This is a genomic window from Microbacterium sp. MMO-35, from assembly GCF_037147555.1.
Lineage (GTDB): Bacteria > Actinomycetota > Actinomycetes > Actinomycetales > Microbacteriaceae > Microbacterium.
This window is the reverse complement of sequence record NZ_JBBCVH010000003.1, coordinates 589,660-605,138: the sequence shown is the minus strand read 5'-3', so window position 1 is coordinate 605,138 and position 15,479 is coordinate 589,660. Positions and strand designations below refer to the sequence as shown.

Annotated in this window: 15 protein-coding genes and 1 rRNA gene; 7 read left to right on the top strand and 9 right to left on the bottom strand. The window is 71.9% G+C overall.

Translation table 11 applies throughout. From position 1 onward, the window contains the following. Positions 1 to 67: ribosomal RNA gene (rrf, locus tag WFJ01_RS19080) — 5S ribosomal RNA — on the top strand; the annotation flags it as partial. Positions 68 to 290: 223 nt separating this feature from the next. Here the strand turns inward: rrf and WFJ01_RS09755 are convergent. Further along, positions 291 to 707 (bottom strand): hypothetical protein, encoded by a 417-nt coding sequence (locus WFJ01_RS09755; protein WP_336628892.1) that lies wholly within the window; start codon positions 705 to 707, stop codon positions 291 to 293. A 290-nt stretch (positions 708 to 997) separates the two neighbouring features. Here WFJ01_RS09755 and WFJ01_RS09750 point away from each other — a divergent pair, with 290 nt between their 5' ends. Continuing rightward, positions 998 to 1,486, top strand: a complete 489-nt coding sequence (locus WFJ01_RS09750) for an FBP domain-containing protein (RefSeq protein WP_251445436.1) — start codon at positions 998 to 1,000, stop codon at positions 1,484 to 1,486. Between the two features lie 67 nt (positions 1,487 to 1,553). Here the strand turns inward: WFJ01_RS09750 and WFJ01_RS09745 are convergent, their stop codons facing one another. The 4 genes from WFJ01_RS09745 to WFJ01_RS09730 all read right to left on the bottom strand — a co-directional run bounded on the left by WFJ01_RS09745 (position 1,554) and on the right by WFJ01_RS09730 (position 5,325). Further along, positions 1,554 to 1,901: a hypothetical protein gene (locus WFJ01_RS09745; protein ID WP_336628891.1), complete on the bottom strand. Its 348-nt coding sequence runs from the start codon at positions 1,899 to 1,901 to the stop codon at positions 1,554 to 1,556. A 115-nt stretch (positions 1,902 to 2,016) separates the two neighbouring features. Beyond that, a complete protein-coding gene (locus WFJ01_RS09740; protein ID WP_336628890.1) occupies positions 2,017 to 2,442 on the bottom strand; it encodes a pyridoxamine 5'-phosphate oxidase family protein in 426 nt (141 codons plus the stop codon). Between the two features lie 54 nt (positions 2,443 to 2,496). Beyond that, positions 2,497 to 4,188 carry an amidase gene (locus tag WFJ01_RS09735; RefSeq protein WP_336628889.1) on the bottom strand — a complete coding sequence of 564 codons (1,692 nt, stop codon included), beginning with the start codon at positions 4,186 to 4,188 and terminating at the stop codon, positions 2,497 to 2,499. Positions 4,189 to 4,290: 102 nt separating this feature from the next. Continuing rightward, positions 4,291 to 5,325, bottom strand: a complete 1,035-nt coding sequence (locus WFJ01_RS09730) for an agmatine deiminase family protein (protein ID WP_336628888.1) — start codon at positions 5,323 to 5,325, stop codon at positions 4,291 to 4,293. A gap of 68 nt (positions 5,326 to 5,393) precedes the next feature. Between WFJ01_RS09730 and WFJ01_RS09725 the strand changes: the two genes are divergently transcribed. Further along, the gene (locus tag WFJ01_RS09725) at positions 5,394 to 5,990 is read left to right on the top strand and encodes a TetR/AcrR family transcriptional regulator (RefSeq protein WP_336628887.1); all 597 of its coding nucleotides are present in this window, start codon (positions 5,394 to 5,396) and stop codon (positions 5,988 to 5,990) included. 42 nt (positions 5,991 to 6,032) lie between these two features. Here the strand turns inward: WFJ01_RS09725 and WFJ01_RS09720 are convergent, their stop codons facing one another. Both WFJ01_RS09720 and WFJ01_RS09715 read right to left on the bottom strand, forming a co-directional pair. Next, on the bottom strand, positions 6,033 to 6,566 hold the full coding sequence (locus tag WFJ01_RS09720; RefSeq protein ID WP_292884723.1) for a cysteine hydrolase family protein: 534 nt from the start codon (positions 6,564 to 6,566) through the stop codon (positions 6,033 to 6,035). Between the two features lie 98 nt (positions 6,567 to 6,664). Beyond that, entirely contained in the window at positions 6,665 to 8,125 is a 1,461-nt protein-coding gene (locus WFJ01_RS09715; RefSeq protein ID WP_336628886.1) for a purine-cytosine permease family protein, read from the bottom strand. Between the two features lie 223 nt (positions 8,126 to 8,348). On the opposite strand from WFJ01_RS09715, the gene WFJ01_RS09710 reads away from it, so the two are divergent. Next, positions 8,349 to 9,722: a pyridoxal phosphate-dependent decarboxylase family protein gene (locus tag WFJ01_RS09710; protein WP_292883643.1), complete on the top strand. Its 1,374-nt coding sequence runs from the start codon at positions 8,349 to 8,351 to the stop codon at positions 9,720 to 9,722. Between the two features lie 145 nt (positions 9,723 to 9,867). Here WFJ01_RS09710 and WFJ01_RS09705 read toward each other — a convergent pair whose 3' ends face one another. After that, positions 9,868 to 11,154, bottom strand: a complete 1,287-nt coding sequence (locus WFJ01_RS09705) for a M18 family aminopeptidase (RefSeq protein WP_336628885.1) — start codon at positions 11,152 to 11,154, stop codon at positions 9,868 to 9,870. A 222-nt stretch (positions 11,155 to 11,376) separates the two neighbouring features. Here WFJ01_RS09705 and helR point away from each other — a divergent pair, with 222 nt between their 5' ends. Further along, the gene (helR, locus tag WFJ01_RS09700) at positions 11,377 to 13,659 is read left to right on the top strand and encodes an RNA polymerase recycling motor ATPase HelR (RefSeq protein ID WP_336628884.1); all 2,283 of its coding nucleotides are present in this window, start codon (positions 11,377 to 11,379) and stop codon (positions 13,657 to 13,659) included. Between the two features lie 30 nt (positions 13,660 to 13,689). On the opposite strand, the gene WFJ01_RS09695 is transcribed toward helR, so the two are convergent. Further along, complete coding sequence (locus tag WFJ01_RS09695) at positions 13,690 to 14,706, bottom strand: ArsR/SmtB family transcription factor (RefSeq protein WP_336628883.1); 1,017 nt, start codon at positions 14,704 to 14,706, stop codon at positions 13,690 to 13,692. Positions 14,707 to 14,773: 67 nt separating this feature from the next. On the opposite strand from WFJ01_RS09695, the gene WFJ01_RS09690 reads away from it, so the two are divergent. Together WFJ01_RS09690 and WFJ01_RS09685 are read left to right on the top strand one after the other, a co-directional pair. After that, on the top strand, positions 14,774 to 15,130 hold the full coding sequence (locus tag WFJ01_RS09690) for a cupin domain-containing protein (RefSeq protein ID WP_336628882.1): 357 nt from the start codon (positions 14,774 to 14,776) through the stop codon (positions 15,128 to 15,130). Positions 15,131 to 15,153: 23 nt separating this feature from the next. Beyond that, positions 15,154 to 15,447: a DUF4287 domain-containing protein gene (locus WFJ01_RS09685; protein WP_292883656.1), complete on the top strand. Its 294-nt coding sequence runs from the start codon at positions 15,154 to 15,156 to the stop codon at positions 15,445 to 15,447. Positions 15,448 to 15,479 lie beyond the last annotated feature (32 nt).

Here is a 15,479-nt window from a genome sequence, read left to right as displayed (position 1 = left end):
AGCTAAGCCTCACAGCGCCGATGGTACTGCAGGGGGGACCCTGTGGGAGAGTAGGACACCGCCGGACTTCCTTTAACAGAAAGGCCACCCAACGCAGGGTGGCCTTTCTGCATTTCTGGGTCTGATCGATTCAAGGCCGCCCTCACGGGCGGCCTTTTTTCGTGCGTGCGCAGGCCCGCGACCTCCGCCGCTGCGCGGCGGGATTCGCGTGCCCGCGCCCGCCTGGCGGGGCGCCGGCGCTCTCCGCCCGCCAGGCATCGACGTCGCGGCATGACGGGGCTACCCTGTCGTCAGACGGGTGGTTCGCCCGCCTTCCGGTGGACGAAGGAGCTCGTGATGGACGCGATGATGATGGACTCGATGAAGAGCATGGACATGATGCCCGGCATGGAGGCGATGGACATGTCGCTCATGCAGGCCTGCATGGATGCGTGTTCGGCGTGCGAGCAGGCCTGCACGGTGTGCTCGACGCAGATGATGGACTGTTCGCCGGCGTGCATGAACTGCGCCGACATGTGCAACACGATGATGCGATCGATGATGCGCATGCAGGGGATGACCCCGGCGGTCATGATGTCGATGCTGGACGCCTGCATGGCGATGTGCCAGCTCTGCATGGACATGTGCATGCAGCACGAGGCGCACAGCGAGGTCTGCCGGATGTGCGCGGCCGCGTGCAAGGCGTGCATGGACGCCTGCATGGCCATGCGCGACTCGATGATCGCGGCGTGAGGCCGGGTCCTTTCGGCTCCCTGTGATCAGGGGTGCCGTAGGATCGGAGCATGCTCGTCGTTCATGACGCCCGTGCGGTGTCGAAGGAGGTCACCGGCGCTTTCCGCGCCGGTGGCAGAGGCTGACGCCCCGCCGGTGAGGTCCCTCACCGGCACGTTCGTCGCGCCCGCGTGAGGAGATCCGCGGGTCCTTTCTCCGGTTGCGATTCGCAGCCGACCTCCGCGCCTGCCCGGCAGGCGCAACGACATCTCACAGAGAGCACGACATGCTTCCCATCGACGAGCGCGCCATCCGCGCTTCCTTCCGCAACGCCTCCCGCAAGGAGGCTTCCTCCCTGACCCTGCCGCCCGGCTTCGGCGAGACCGACTTCTCGGTTCTCGATTACCTGGGCTGGTCGGATCCCAAGATGCCCCGGCGCGCGTACATCGTCGCGCAGCGGGATGATGGCAGTTCGATGTCCGTGCTGCTGCAGCAGGCCGAGCAGCGCACGCTCGCCCGAGCCCAGTGCTCCTGGTGCGAGGACGTCACGCTCCGCAACGACGTGCAGTTCTTCGCGGCGCGCAAGGCAGGGCCGTCGGGGCGGCAGGGGAACACGCTCGGCGTGCTGATCTGCGCCAACTTCGGATGCTCTGCGAACGTGCGCCGACTCCCGGCACTGGCGTATGAGGGTTATGACCGCGAAGCGGCAAGGACGCAGCGGATCCTCCGGCTCCAGGAGCACGTGCAGGGCTTCCTGCGCGAGCTCGAGGCCTGAGCCCCGGGAGCGGGTGGCGCCGTGTCGTCGCCCGCTCCGCGGGTCGGCGCCGTGTGGGCGGAGGCGGTCAGACGCGGGCGATGTTGTAGCGCAGCGCGCCGATCGCGAGCACATCCCAGCGGGTGTGCACCGCCACGGGCTGCCCCGGCTCGACCTCGAGAGCCGCGCCGCCGGCGTTCCACAGCGACAGCGCCTCGCCGTCGAGCGTCGTGACCCGAAGTGTGCCCGCTGCGCGGTCGACGTCGGTCACCAGGGCGTCGGTCCAGCCGGCAGCCGTGGCCGCCGCGAGACGCGCCTGGATGAGGTGCAGCGCGTGCCCGGGGGCGAAGGAGGAGCAGACGTCGCCGTGGTCGCACATGCACGCCACAGCCTGTCGCGCCGGAACGGGCGAGAGCTGAGCGCGGGGCGTGGTCACGGTGTTCTCCTCACAGGATCGGTCCGATCAGGCTACGTCCGGGCGTGTCGAGGTGGAAGCGGGCGTGAAACGTGCCGAAACATGGGGCGTGACACCCGTCGAACGCCGGGCCGGATCAGCGCGCGATGAGGGTCGTCTCGATCGCGCGGGGATCCCGGTCGATGTCGTAGTCGCGCATCCACTCGGGCCGGATCGCGATGACGACGAAGCCCTCGGCGAGCGAGCGCGAGCCGGGGAACTGCGCGTCGTAGGCGGCGGCGAGCGCGCTCCGGTCGTCTCCCTCGAGCAGCTGGACGCGTCCCTCGACCTGAAGACTGCGCACGGGTCCTGCGCCGATGACGAGTGCCGCGCGCGGCTCACGGCGCAGGTGCGCGACCTTGCGCGCCGACGAGGGGGCGTTCACGATCAGGATGCCGTCGTCGAGGACGGCGACACCCACGAGCGCGGCCTCGGGAGCGCCGTCCGGCGCGGTGGTCGCCAGCACTCCCCGTCCTTCCCGGCGCACGGTCTCGACGAGGGTGCGCAGGGGAGCGGAGTCCATGCGCTCACGATAGCGCGGTCGCCTCCCGGCGCCCTCGGGAGCCGCCGCGGCGCCTCAGAGGCGGGGCGTGCGCGGAGGAGTCGTGCGGCGGTCGCCGGTCGCCTCGAAAGCGGCGGCGAGCTGCAGCAACCGGGTGTCGTCGTAGGCGCGACCGGAGATGGTCAGGCCCACGGGCATCGCGATGTCCGACAGCGTGCCCATCGGCACGGTCACCGAGGGGATGCCGAGGTGCCGCGGCACGATGTTGCCGTTCGCGACCCAGACGCCGTTGCGCCAGCCCTGGTCGGCGGAGGCCGGGTTGACGTCCATGTCCGCCGGGCCGATGTCGGCCATCGCCGGGTAGAGCACAGCGTCCAGGCCGAGCTCATCCATCCACTGCTCGAGGTCGACGCGACGGGTCTCCTCCAGGCCGCGCAGGCCCGCCTCCATGTGCGGGATCGCGGTCAGATCGGTCACCGGGTTCGCCCGGAACAGGTCGGGCAGCTCGTTGATGTCGTCATCGAAACCGGTGTAGCGGTCGGGCAGGGCGCCCGGGGGAGCCGGGAAGATCTCCGCCCCGTCGACCTGGGCCAGCGTGTTCAGCGCCGGATCGCCGTTGGCGCCGAGGAAGTCGTCCCAGCCCCAGGCGCAGAGCTCGATGACCTCGCTGCGCAGGAACGCAGGCGGCACGATCCCGCGGGTCGCGATCGTCGGCGCGCCGGCGCGGTCCCCCTCGTAATTGGTGACGGCGGGGAAGTCGACCTCGACGATCTCCGCTCCGGCCGCCTCCAGCGCGGCCCGGGCCGCGCGCCAGAGCTCCATGACCGTCTCGCGGGTCTCCACGCGCCGACCGGTCGGGCCGCCGATGCCGGTGCCGGTGCCCGCGTCGGGATCCGCGTTGATGTACATCTTCGGGACGCCGAACCGGACGCCGCGGAGATCCGCGGGCTCGAGTGCGACATACGAGTCGGGTCGCACCTCGGATGCCGCCGGCAGCGGCACCCACGGCTGCGCCCGCCAGAAGTCGCCGCGCGTGGTGTGGTCGTCGGCGACGACGACGTCGAGGATCTCGAGCAGATCGGCGACCGAGCGCGCGTGCGGCACGACGACGTCCTGGGTCGGCACGAGCGGCCAGTTGCCGCGGACCGAGATGACCCCGCGGCTCGGGCAGTAGGCGACGAGCGCATTGTGGGACGCGGGGGCACGCCCGCTGGACCAGGTCTCCTCGCCCAGGCCGAAGGCCCCGAAGGACGCCGCGGTCGCGGTGCCGGAGCCGTTCGACGAGCCCGACCCGAACGCGCTGGTCAGCCAGTCGGCGTTGTACGGGCTCTCCGCGCGGCCGTAGACGCCGCGCTGCATGCCGCCGTTCGCCATCGGGGGCATGTTCGTGAGACCGAGGCAGATCGCACCGCCCGCGCGCAGCCGCTCGATCGTGAACGCGTCGCGCTGGGCGACGAGCTCGGCGAACGCGGGGGATCCGGCGGCCGCGGTCAGGCCGCGCACGAGGTAGCTGTCCTTGGCCGTGTACGGGATCCCGTCGAGCGGCCCCAGGACCTCGCCGCGGGCGCGGCGGGCGTCGGAGGCCTCGGCCTCGGCGCGCGCCTCCGGGTTGCGCACGACGACCGAGTTCAGCGCGGTCGCCGTGTCCGGGCCGTCGTAGGCGTCGATGCGCGCGAGATAGGCGTCGACCAGTTCGACCGACGTGGTCTCGCCGGCCTCGAGGGCGGCGCGCAGGCGGGCGATGGGGGTCTCGACGACATCGAACATGGGCGGATCCTTCGGGTGCGTTACCGCCTGTCCGCATCGAGGTGCCGGTCGTGCGGGCGGCCGGTCGATGCGGACGGGCGGAGAGGACGAGGGGTGAGCGGGTCAGGCGGTGAGCGTCGGCTGCTGCTGGGTGATGCAGTGGATGCCGCCGCCGCGGTCGAACAGGGGGCGGGCGTCGACGGTGACGACGCGGCGACCGGGGTAGGCGTCGGCGAGGATCTCCCGGGCGCGCGCGTCCGCGGTGTCGTCGCCGAACCCGCAGGCGATGACGCCGTCGTTCGTGACGAGGTGGTTGACGTAGCTCCAGTCGACGAAGCCCTCCGCATCTCGGAGGGTCGCCGGCGCAGGCAGGTCGATGATCTCGAACGGGCGGCCGGCGGCATCGGTCTCGGCGGACAGGTGCGCGCGCAGCGCGGCGGACACCTCGAAGTCGGGGTGATCCGGATCCTGCTGCGCGTGCAGGAGGATGCGACCGGGCGAGGTGATCGCGGCGACGATGTCGACGTGTCCGTTCGTGCCGAACTCGTCGTAGTCGCGGGTGAGTCCGCGGGGCAGCCAGACGGCCTTGGTGGCGCCGATCGTGCGGAGCATCTCCGCCTCCACGCGCCGGCGGTCGAGGTAGGGGTTGCGGCGGGGGTCGAGCTGCACCGTCTCGGTGAGCAGCACGGTTCCCTCGCCGTCGACGTGGATGCCGCCGCCCTCGTTGACGAGCGTGGACGAGACCAGTTCGGCGCCGACCTGCTCCGCGATGATCCGCGCGTGCTCGCCGGACTTCGTCCACGACGCCCAGGAGTTCGCGCCCCAGCCGTTGAACACCCAGTCGACGGCGCCGAGGACGCCGGGGCGGTCGGCGTCGACGACGAAGGTCGGGCCGGAGTCGCGCATCCAGAACTCGTCGACGCCCGCCTCGAGGATCGTGATGTCGCTCGACAGCATGCGGCGCGCGCGGCTGAGCTCGCTCGGATCCACGAGGATCGTCACCGGGGTGAACGCGCTGACGGCGTGGGCGACCGCGGTCCAGGTCGCGTAGCCCTCCTCGCGCAGGGCGTCGGTGTCGCCCAGAGTCTCGCCTTCGGCGGGGAAGGCCATCCAGACGCGGTCGTGGCGGGCGGTCTCGCTGGGCATCTGCCAGGGCATCGGTGCTCCTCGGATCGGTTCGCGGCACTTATTGAACAAGTGACCAACTAGCGATACGGTATAGCCTCATGAGCACCTCGTCAACCCCTCGGCCGAAGCGGATGCCGCCGGAGCAGCGGGAGCGCGCGATCCTCGACGCGGCGATCGCCCTCGCCCGGCAGAACGGGATCGCCGGGCTCACCGTGCGCACCGTGGCCGCCGCGGCCGGGGTGACGCCGGCGCTGGTCGCCCACTACCGCCCGAGCATGGACGCGTTCGTGGCCGACGTGTTCGGCGCGATCGTCGAGGCCGAGCGGGTGGAAGTCGTCGCGGCCGGGCGCGCGATCCCCGGCCTGCGGGGGCGCATCACGCGCATCGTGGAGACCCTCCTCGACGGCGAACGCGATGACGTGACCCTGGTCTGGGTGCAGGCCTGGGCCGACGGCGCGCGCAACGACGAGCTCGCCGCCCGGGTGCGCCGGGAGATGGACGGCTGGCAGCGCGACCTCGAGGCGATCGTCGCCGAGGGGGTCGCGGCGGGCGAGATCTCCGCCGCGCACGCGGAGGGGGCGGCGTGGCTGCTGCTCGCCACGGTCGACGGCATGAACGCGCACTCGCTGGTGAAGTGGGCGCCCGAGGACCGGCCGGCGCTGGCGCGGCGCACGGTCGCGGCCGTCCTCGGGTAGCCTCCGCCCTCGGTGTGGACGTCGCTCAGCGGGCGGGAGGCGTCACGGGTGCAGGATCCGCAGGGCCGTCGCGGTGTCGGACACCGTCAGCTGCGGCGGATAGAGCCCCATGACCGTGAGCGCTGCGGCGTGGTTCTCGGCAGTGGAACCCGCGCAGGCATCCGCGGCGATCGTCACGCGAGCACCCGCGTCCGCGGCGGCCAGGGCCGTGGAGACGACGCAGCAGTCGGTCGAGACCCCGGTCAGCACGATCGGAGCGGATCCGAGGATCTGCCCGATCGCCGCACCCCACTTGCCGAACGTCGGCAGGTCGAGCGTCGGATGCGGCGAGAGCTCCCGCGCCCCGGGCACGAGATCGAAGAGCGGGTCGTCGGCCGGACGGTCGGCGAACGGCCATTCCGCGAAGTAGTCGCCCCAGGCGGTGCTCCGGTCGGCGGTGGGCAGCCAGCGGGTGACGAGCACGCGTCCGCCGGCGGCCGCCGCGAGTCGCCGGATGTTCTCGAGCGCCGCGGGGAACATCGGCGAGCCCCATGCCGAGTCCGGCGCCGCGAAGATGTTCTGCGGGTCGATCACCACCAGCCAGGGCAGCTCGGCGGGTTCCGCGCGGCGCGCCGTTTCGTCTCGGTCGCCTCCGGCGTCCTCGCTCAACGACCCCGGGGGGTCAGCCGCATCCGTCACGCCTGCTCCTGACGGCGGATCCTGCCCGCCCGGCCGAACCAGGTGACGACGAATCCGAGCACGAGAGCGAAGAAGACGCCGAGGTTGGCGTAGGCCCAGTCGCCGTCCTTGCCGCCGATGAGGCCGAGGAAGTACCCCTGCCAGTTGTTCCACGGCGCCGCGTCGGCGAACCCGTTGATCACGAAGCCCCAGCCGATGATCGATGCCACGACGAGCGTGGCGATCGAGAGGACGTCCCAGGCGCCGTAGCGCCCGTTCGGGTCGAACAGCGCCGCCTCGTCGTAGTCCTTGCGACGGCGGAGGATGTCGGCGATGAGGATCCCTGCCCATGCGGCCATCGGCACGCCGAGCGTGATGAGGAACGACTGGAAGGGGCCCAGGAAGTTCTGCGCGAAGAACACCACGACGATCGTGCCGATGGTGAGGATCACGCCGTCGACCGCCGCTGCGGCCGGCCTCGGGATCCGGATCCCGAGGCTGAGCAGGGTGAGACCCGACGAGTAGATGCCGAGCACCGCGCCCGAGACCAGCGTGAGGATCGCGACGATGAGGAACGGGAACAGCGCCCAGTCCGGGAGCAGCGAGGCGAGCGCCCCGATCGGATCGGCCGCGACGGCGGCGCCGAGCTTGTCGTCCGAACCGGCGAGGAGGAGACCGAAGAACACCAGCACGATCGGGGCGACGGATCCGCCGATCGTGTTCCAGGCGACGATCTGCGTGTCCGACGCGGTGCGCTTCTGATAGCGGGACCAGTCGGCGGCGATGTTGATCCAGCCGAGCCCGAAGCCGGTCATCACCATGACGAGCGCTCCGATGGTCTGGGCGAGGGTGCCGTCCGGGTGCGAGAAGGCCTTGTACCAGTGGATGCTCGAGAACGTCAGGATCAGGAACAGCACCGTGAACGCGCCGGTCAGCCAGGTGAGCACCGACTGGAGCCGCATGATCGTGTGGTAGCCGAGCACCGATGCGCCGACGATGAGAGCGGCCACGAGGATCGTCGCGATGATGTTCACGGCGACGTCGCCGCTCTCGCCCACCCAGCCGAGCCGGTGCAGCACCGTGGTGGTCGCGAGCACGGCGGTGATGGTGAGCGACGTCTCCCAGCCGATCGAGGTGAGCCACGACACGATGCCGGGGATCTTCTGCCCCTGCACGCCGAACGCGGCCCGCGACAGCACCATGGTCGGCGCGGATCCGCGCTTTCCCGCGATCGCGATGAGCCCGCACAGTGCGAAGGACACCACGATGCCGATGATCGCGACGACCGTCGCCTGCCAGAGCGAGATGCCGAAGCCGAGCAGGAACGAGCCGTAGGACATGCCGAACACCGACACGTTCGCGGCGAACCACGGCCAGAACAGGTCGCGGGGCCGCGCGGTGCGCTCCGATTCGGGGACGATCTCGATGCCCCGGCTCTCGATGAGGGTGCCGGCTCCGGTGCTGCGCTCTGCGGACATGGCAACATCCTGGCAGGCAGGAGGGCGACGGAGGCGGATCCCGGCGGTTTTCGGGGGCGGTCTTCGTCGTGCTGACGCCCCGTTCGGCGCAGACGGAGTTCCTCGAGAACCCGATCGCCGTCCGACGCGGCGAGGCGGTACGATAACGCCGACCCGTTGATCCGGCGCGGCATCTCTGCTCGTGACCGGGCGCCCGTAGGCTTCCGGGTCGGAAGGATCCGCCATGGACGCCGCGCGCATGCATGCCGCCTCGCCCGAATCCGCCGCGATCGTCGACGCCGTGCTCGACTACTCCCGCCGCCGGATGCTCGCCACCGATGTGCCGCTGGACAAACCGCAGCCCGAAGCCGAACTGCGACGCCTCGTGGGCGCGACGATCACCGACGCCGGGCTCGGCGGGCAGCGCGCGCTCAGCGTCTTCGAGCACATCCTCGCCCCGGCCTGCCTCACCACGAGCCACCCCAACTACCTCTCCTTCATCCCCAACGCGCCGACCGTGGCGGCCATGGCGTTCGACCTCGTCGTCTCGGCCTCGGGGCTCTACGGCGGCAGCTGGCTCGAAGGCGCCGGAGCGGTGCACGCCGAGAACGAGGTGCTCTCGTGGCTCGCCGCCGAGTTCGGGCTGCCCGAGACCGCGGGCGGCGTCTTCGTGCAGGGCGGCACGATCGGCAACCTCTCGGCGCTCGCCGCGGCGCGCGACAAGGCCGGACGGCGTCTCGACGCGGCCGGCACGCCCCGGCCCGCACGGTGGAAGCTGGTCTGCAGCCTGGAGGCGCACTCCTCGAACAAGTCGGCCGCGAAGATCATGGACGTCGACGTGATCGCGGTGCCCGCGGGCGCCGACGGCAAGCTGCACGCCGACGAGGTGCGCGCCGCCCTGGAGGAGCACGGGGACGCGGTGTTCGCGGTCGTGGCGACCGCCGGATCCACCAACTTCGGCATCCTCGACGACATCGCCGGCATCGCGGCGCTCAAGGACGAGTTCGAGTTCTGGCTGCACATCGACGGTGCATACGGGCTGACCGCCATGCTGGCGCCGGAGGCCAGGGCGTGGTTCGCCGGCGTCGAGCGGTGCGACTCGCTCGTCGTGGATCCGCACAAGTGGCTGTACGCGCCCTTCGACTGCTGCGCCCTGCTGTACCGGGATCCGGCCGACGGCCGTCTGGCGCACACGCAGCACGCGGAGTACCTGGACACCCTCACCGACACGGATGAGTTCAGCCCCTCGGACTACTCGATCCAGCTCACCCGGCGTCCGCGCGGACTGCCGCTGTGGTTCTCGCTCGCGACCTACGGCGTGGCGGCGTACCGGGAGGCCGTGAGCTCGACGCTCGCGCTGACCCGGCGGATCGCCGATGAGATCGCCTCCCGCCCCGAGCTGCGCCTGGTGCGCGACCCCGAGCTCTCGGTGGTCGTGTTCGAGCGCGAGGGCTGGGAGCGCGCCGACTACGACCGCTGGTCGGACGAGCTGCTGCAGTCGCAGCGCGCCCTGGTCGTGCCGAGTTCGCACGCCGGCCGGGTCAACACGCGCTTCGCGATCCTGAACCCGCTGACGACCTTCGAGGACCTCGTCGGGATCCTGGACACGATGCGCTGAGCCGCGGCGGGGGTGGTTCCGCGATCGGCCTCCCCGAGCAATTCCGCAGGACGGATCCACTTCCAGAGGACGAATCGCGAGGATTCATCCTTCAGAAGTGGATCCTTCCTGCGGGTTGAAGGCGGATCCGGCAAGGGGTGCGGGCTCAGCCGGCGAAGAACGCCTTCGCGACGGCAGTGAGGTCGTGCAGGTCGCTCACGCCGGCGAGCTCGCGGGCGGAGTGCATCGACAGGATCGGGATGCCCACGTCGACCGTGCGGATCCCCAGCCGGGTGGCGGTGATCGGTCCGATCGTGGATCCGCAGGGCACGTCGTTGTTCGAGACGAACTCCTGGGTCACCACACCGGCGGCGTCGCACCAGCGGTGCCACGCGGCCGCGCCCACCGCATCGGTCGCGTAGCGCTGGTTCGCGTTGATCTTCAGGATCGGACCGGATCCCAGCACCGGTTGCACGACCGGGTCGTGCCTGCCGGCGTAGTTCGGGTGCACCGAGTGCCCGACATCGCTGGACAGGCACCAGGAGGCGGCGTACGCGCGGTGCACATCGACGGCGTCGGCACCGAGCCCGGCGTAGATGCGCTCCAGGACGTCCTCCAGGATGGGGCCGGCGGCCCCGGAGCGGGATCCGGATCCGAGCTCCTCGTGGTCGAAGGCGGCCAGCACCGCGATCGCCCGCGGCTCGTCGTGCGCGGCGATCTCGCCCAGCGCCACGACCCCCGCGTGCACCGAGGCGAGGTCGTCGAGTCGGCCGCTCGCGAAGAACGCGTCGTCCTTGCCGAACACCGCGCCGCGGGCGCTGTCGGCGGTGACGACGTCGAAGCCGCGGATCTCGAGCGGATCCACCCCCGCTGTGTCGGCGAGCTCTCCGAGGATGTCCGCCGACTCCGGGTCGCCCAGGCCCCAGACGGGCTGGGTCTCGACCTGCTTGTCCAGCGCGAGGCCGTTGTTGACGCCGCGGTCGAGGTGGATCGCGAGCTGCGGCAGGCGCAGCAGCGGTCCGGTCGCGGCGAGCGCGACCCGGCCGTCGGCGAGGGCGAGGCGGCCGGCGAGGCGCAGCTCGCGGTCGAGCCACGAGTTCAGCAGCGGTCCGCCGTAGACCTCGACGGCGGCCTGCAGCCAGCCGCGGGATCCGGTCGTCGGACGGGGCTTGAGCTTGAAGCCGGGGGAGTCGGTGTGCGCGCCGAGCACGTGCACCGGGGTGGTCGCCGTGGCCGCCGGCGGCACGACCCAGGCGATCGCCGCGCCGTCGCGCACGATCACGAACCGGCCGCCGGCCTGCGCGGGCCAGGCCTCGGTCTCGTCGAGCCGGGTGAAGCCCTGGCCCTCGAGGCGCCGGGCGACCTCCTCCGCCGCGTGGTAGCTGGAGGGAGAGGCGCTGACGAAGTCGGCCAGATCCTCGACGTGCGTACGGGCGTGGGCGGCGTGGGACATGAGGATCCTTCCGAGGGCGTCCTTCGATCGTAGCCGCGCCCTCCGAAAGCTCCCGTCGCGGAAGATGTCGCTCAGGTGACGGGAAGGCGGCAGAAAATGCGACGGGAGCGGATCCTGGCGGACCGCTCCCTGCACTTCCAGGATACCGCCCGGGGTGGGGCTTGCGGCAAGGGCCCCCCGCCGGGGCAGACTAGGTGGCTTCGCCCTGGAATCGGAGGATCCGTGCGCCCTGAAACCCACCCCGACCAGCCCTTCGCCGCCGCCCCGTCGTCCCGCGCCCCGCAGCCGCCGGACACCCGGTCGGTCTTCGCCCTCCCGCCCGTGCTCGCCCGCAAGTCCGCCCCCGCGCTCATCGCCGCGGACGACGCCCACCTCGCCGCCGTCCGCGGACGGCTCGCGGAGGAGATCGCCGCGCTCGAGGATCGCCTCACCCGCCTGCGGGCCACCCACGCGCGGCTCGGCCAGGAGGCTCTCGACCGCGACCTCGAGATCCACCGCACCACGTCGCGGCTGCAGCTGCTGCGCCGATTCGGCGTCGACCTCTGCCTCGGGCGGATGGTCGTCGCCGGATCCGGCGAGCGGCCCGCCGAGCGGGTCTACATCGGACGCATCGGGCTGTCGGATGCCGCCGGGCGCCGGCTGCTCGTCGACTGGCGGGCGCCCGCCGCCGAGCCCTTCTTCGCCGCCACCCACGCCGACCCGGCGGGGCTGGTCAGCCGTCGTCGCTACCGCTGGAGCTCCGGCCCCGGGAACGAGCGACGCATCACCGACTACTGGGACGAGGTCTTCGACCCGTCCGCGGACGGGGCGGGGGACGCCGCGGCGGCGCTCGACGACCAGTCCGCCTTCATCGCGAGCCTCGGCGCCTCGCGCTCGCCGCGGATGCGCGACGTGCTCGCCACCATCCAGGCCGACCAGGACGCGATCATCCGCGCGTCGTCGCGGGACGCCCTCGTCGTCGACGGCGGACCGGGCACCGGCAAGACCGTGGTCGCGCTGCACCGCGCCGCCTATCTCATGCACGCCGAGCAGCGGCTCAGCCACGGGGGGATCCTCTTCGTCGGCCCGCACCGTCCCTATCTCGCCTACGTCGAGGATGTGCTGCCGAGCCTCGGCGAGGACAGCGTGCGGGTGTGCACCGTGCCCGACATGGTGCCCGAGGGACGCGATGGCGACCGCATGGCGGAGGAGCCCGACCCGCTCTGCCGCTCGCTCAAGTCCGGCTCGCGTCTGCTCGATGCGGTGGCCGCCGCGGTGCGGTACCACGAGCAGGCGCCCCGCGATCCGCTGCTCGTGGAGACGCCCTGGCGGGACGTGGTCATCGAACCGGATGCGTGGGCCGAGGCGTTCGACGCGCCGGCACCGGGCACCGCGCACAACGACGCCCGCGACGAGGTGTGGGACGCGCTGATCGGAGCGCTCGTCGAGGACCACGCCGACGAGGACCTGCCCGCGCGGGCCCTGGACCGGTCGCTGCGGCAGAACACGGCGCTGCAGCGGGCGTTCGTCGCGGCCTGGCCCGTGCTGGATCCGGCGGGCGTCATCGCCGATCTGTGGGCGGTGCCCGCCTTCCTGCGCGTCTGCGCGCCGTGGCTCGGCGACGCGGAGCGGGAGGCGCTGCGGCGCGAGGACGCCCGCGCCTGGACCCGTCAGGACCTCCCGCTCCTCGACGAGGCGCGCGCGCTCATCGGCGATCCGGCGGGGGCTCGCCGGCGTCGACGCCAGGAGGCGGTCACCGCCGAGGAGCGGGAGTATCGCGAGCGCGTGCTGGACGAGCTGCTGGCCGCCGACGACGACAAGGAGAGCGCGATCACCGGGTTCTTCTTCGGCGAGGACAGCGCCGGGGTGCGCGAGATGCTCCTCGACGAGGAGGCCCTGCCCCGCCGGGATCCGGATGCGCTCGCAGGCCCCTTCGCGCACGTGATCGTCGACGAGGCGCAGGAGCTCAGCGATGCGGAGTGGGCCATGCTGCTGCGCCGTGCGCCGTCGCACAGTCTGACCATCGTCGGCGACCGCGCGCAGGCCCGGCACGGGTTCGGGGAGACGTGGGCCGACCGCCTCGCCCGGATCGGCCTGCGCCGGGTCGCCCAGGCGTCGCTGCGCATCAACTACCGCACGCCGGAGGAGGTCATGGCGGCCGCCGAGCCCGTCATCCGGGCCGCGCTGCCCGATGCCAACGTGCCCGTCTCGGTGCGCGCGAGCGGCATCCCGGTGCGATACGCGTCCGCCGCGGAGCGCGACCGGATCATCGCGGAGTGGCTGGCGGCGCACGCCGAGGGGATCGCCTGCGTGATCGGCGACGACCGGCCATACCGGGACGCCCGGGGCGCCGTCGAGCCGCGGGTGCGCCTGTGCACGCCGCTGACGGCGAAGGGCCTGGAGTTCGACCTCGTCGTGCTCGTGGATCCGGAGCTCCTCGGCGAGGGGATCGAGGGCGCCGTCGACCGCTACGTGGCGATGACCCGCGCGACCCAGGAGCTCGTCGTGCTCACCGGGGAGCGCTGACCGGCGGAAGCGAGGACGACCGCCGCGGGCTCACAGGTCGGCGCCGACGAGCGCCTCGCCCAGCGGCGTGCGCAGGTGCATCATCCGGGCGCCGTCGCGGGTGCTGTCGATCAGGCCCGCATCGCGCAGCACCGTGAGGTGGTGGGAGGCGGTGGAGACCGCGATCCCCGCCCCCACCGCCACCTGGGTCGTGGTCCGCGGCACGTGCGCGGCGAGCAGGATCCCCGCGCGCACCGGCCCGACGAGGGCCCCCAGGGCGCGCACCCGGTCCTCGGTGTCGGCCGCCCAGCCGGCCGTCACTCCGTGCGCGGGGTAGAAAAGCGTCGGCTGGGCCGGCGGCTCGGTGAGCACCATGCAGCCCCAGGACGACATGACGGAGGGGACGAGCACCAGGCCGCCACCCCGGCAGTCCACGTCCTCGCTGTGCCGTCGCAGCCGCACGCGCACGGAGCCGTCGCCCCATCCGACCTGGGGGTGCAGGGCGGATGCCATGGCGGCGAGCCCCTCGGTCGCGATCGTGCGGGACCGCACGGCGATGTCGGATCTCAGGATCCGCTCCAGCTGCGGCCAGACCGGCGCCATCGTGCCGTCCCAGACCTCCTCCCAGGCGTCGGCGATGATCGCGCGCGCCCGCGCCGGGTGCTCCTGCATGCGGCGCAGGGACTCCTGTCGACGGCCGGAGGAGCGCGCGATCATCTTGCCGAGGTCCACGCGCATGCCGGCGAGCGGAGCCTCCCGCAGCGCCGCGAGCTCGTCGTCGGGCCCCAGGTCCCATCGGGCGGTGGTCGTGACGAAGTCGGGCATGTAGCCGTCGGCGCCGATCACCGGCGCGAGCACGTCGAACGCGTGGCGGGGCAGTCGCCCGCGCACGCTCTTGAGCCAGCCCCAGGCGAGCGGATAGTGCTCCGGGCGCAGCAGCACGCGCACGGCGTGGGCGAGCTCATGGCCGGGCGAGACGCCGAACCGCACTGCCTGGATGTCGCCGGGGCTCAGGCGGAAGTCGACGCGGTGGTGCTCCCACTCGACGCCCTCCATGTTTCGATCCACATCGAAACTCTACGACGTGGATCCGAGCCCGGGGAGAGTGGGAGCACACCACCGAGAGGAGCACGACATGAGCATCATCGCACCCGAGATCGCCGTGATCACGCCCGAGGAGATCCGCCTCGGCACGGGCGACGGACGGCGCTTCGAAGGCGTCGAGCACGGCGCCGCCGTCTCGTACTTCTACGTCGACAACCAGCCCGGTCAGGGGTCTCTGCTGCACTGGCACCCCTACCCTGAGACCTGGGTCGTGATCGAGGGCGAAGCCGCCTTCACCGTCGGCGACCGCATCATCACCGCGACCGCGGGCGACACCGTGACGGGGCCCGCCTTCGTGCCCCACCGCTTCGAGAACGTGGGATCGAGCACCATGCGCCTGATCGGGATCCACGCCTCGGCCGTGATCATCCAGACCGTGGTCGACTGACCACAACCGCAGAGGAGCAGAACATGTCGTTCCAGGCATATCTCGACGCCGTCGAGACCAAGACCGGGCTCACGCCGCGCCAGATCGTGGACCTCGCCGAGGCACAGGGCTTCGGCCCCGGCACCAAGGCCGCCCCGATCCTCGAATGGCTCAAGAGCGAATACGACCTCGGACGCGGACACGGCATGGCGATCGTGCACGTGATCACCAAGGGCCCGACGATCAGCACGAAGCACGTGGGAACCGATGGCACGCACCGGGATGCCAGCGATACGCTCTGGCTCGACGGCAAGGATTCGAATCCGGACCGCGCCTGAGACCCCGTTCGTCCCCGTTCAGCAAGGAGACC

Excerpts from the sequence above, each read along its gene's own strand:
- WFJ01_RS09755 (WP_336628892.1), bottom strand. The coding sequence starts at position 707 with ATGGCCATGCAGGCGTCCATGCACGCCTTGCACGCGGCCGCGCACATC.
- WFJ01_RS09750 (WP_251445436.1), top strand. The coding sequence starts at position 998 with ATGCTTCCCATCGACGAGCGCGCCATCCGCGCTTCCTTCCGCAACGCC.
- WFJ01_RS09740 (WP_336628890.1), bottom strand. The coding sequence starts at position 2,442 with ATGGACTCCGCTCCCCTGCGCACCCTCGTCGAGACCGTGCGCCGGGAA.
- WFJ01_RS09735 (WP_336628889.1), bottom strand. The coding sequence starts at position 4,188 with ATGTTCGATGTCGTCGAGACCCCCATCGCCCGCCTGCGCGCCGCCCTC.
- WFJ01_RS09730 (WP_336628888.1), bottom strand. The coding sequence starts at position 5,325 with ATGCCCTGGCAGATGCCCAGCGAGACCGCCCGCCACGACCGCGTCTGG.
- WFJ01_RS09725 (WP_336628887.1), top strand. The coding sequence starts at position 5,394 with ATGAGCACCTCGTCAACCCCTCGGCCGAAGCGGATGCCGCCGGAGCAG.
- WFJ01_RS09715 (WP_336628886.1), bottom strand. The coding sequence starts at position 8,125 with ATGTCCGCAGAGCGCAGCACCGGAGCCGGCACCCTCATCGAGAGCCGG.
- WFJ01_RS09710 (WP_292883643.1), top strand. The coding sequence starts at position 8,349 with ATGGACGCCGCGCGCATGCATGCCGCCTCGCCCGAATCCGCCGCGATC.
- WFJ01_RS09705 (WP_336628885.1), bottom strand. The coding sequence starts at position 11,154 with ATGTCCCACGCCGCCCACGCCCGTACGCACGTCGAGGATCTGGCCGAC.
- WFJ01_RS09690 (WP_336628882.1), top strand. The coding sequence starts at position 14,774 with ATGAGCATCATCGCACCCGAGATCGCCGTGATCACGCCCGAGGAGATC.
- WFJ01_RS09685 (WP_292883656.1), top strand. The coding sequence starts at position 15,154 with ATGTCGTTCCAGGCATATCTCGACGCCGTCGAGACCAAGACCGGGCTC.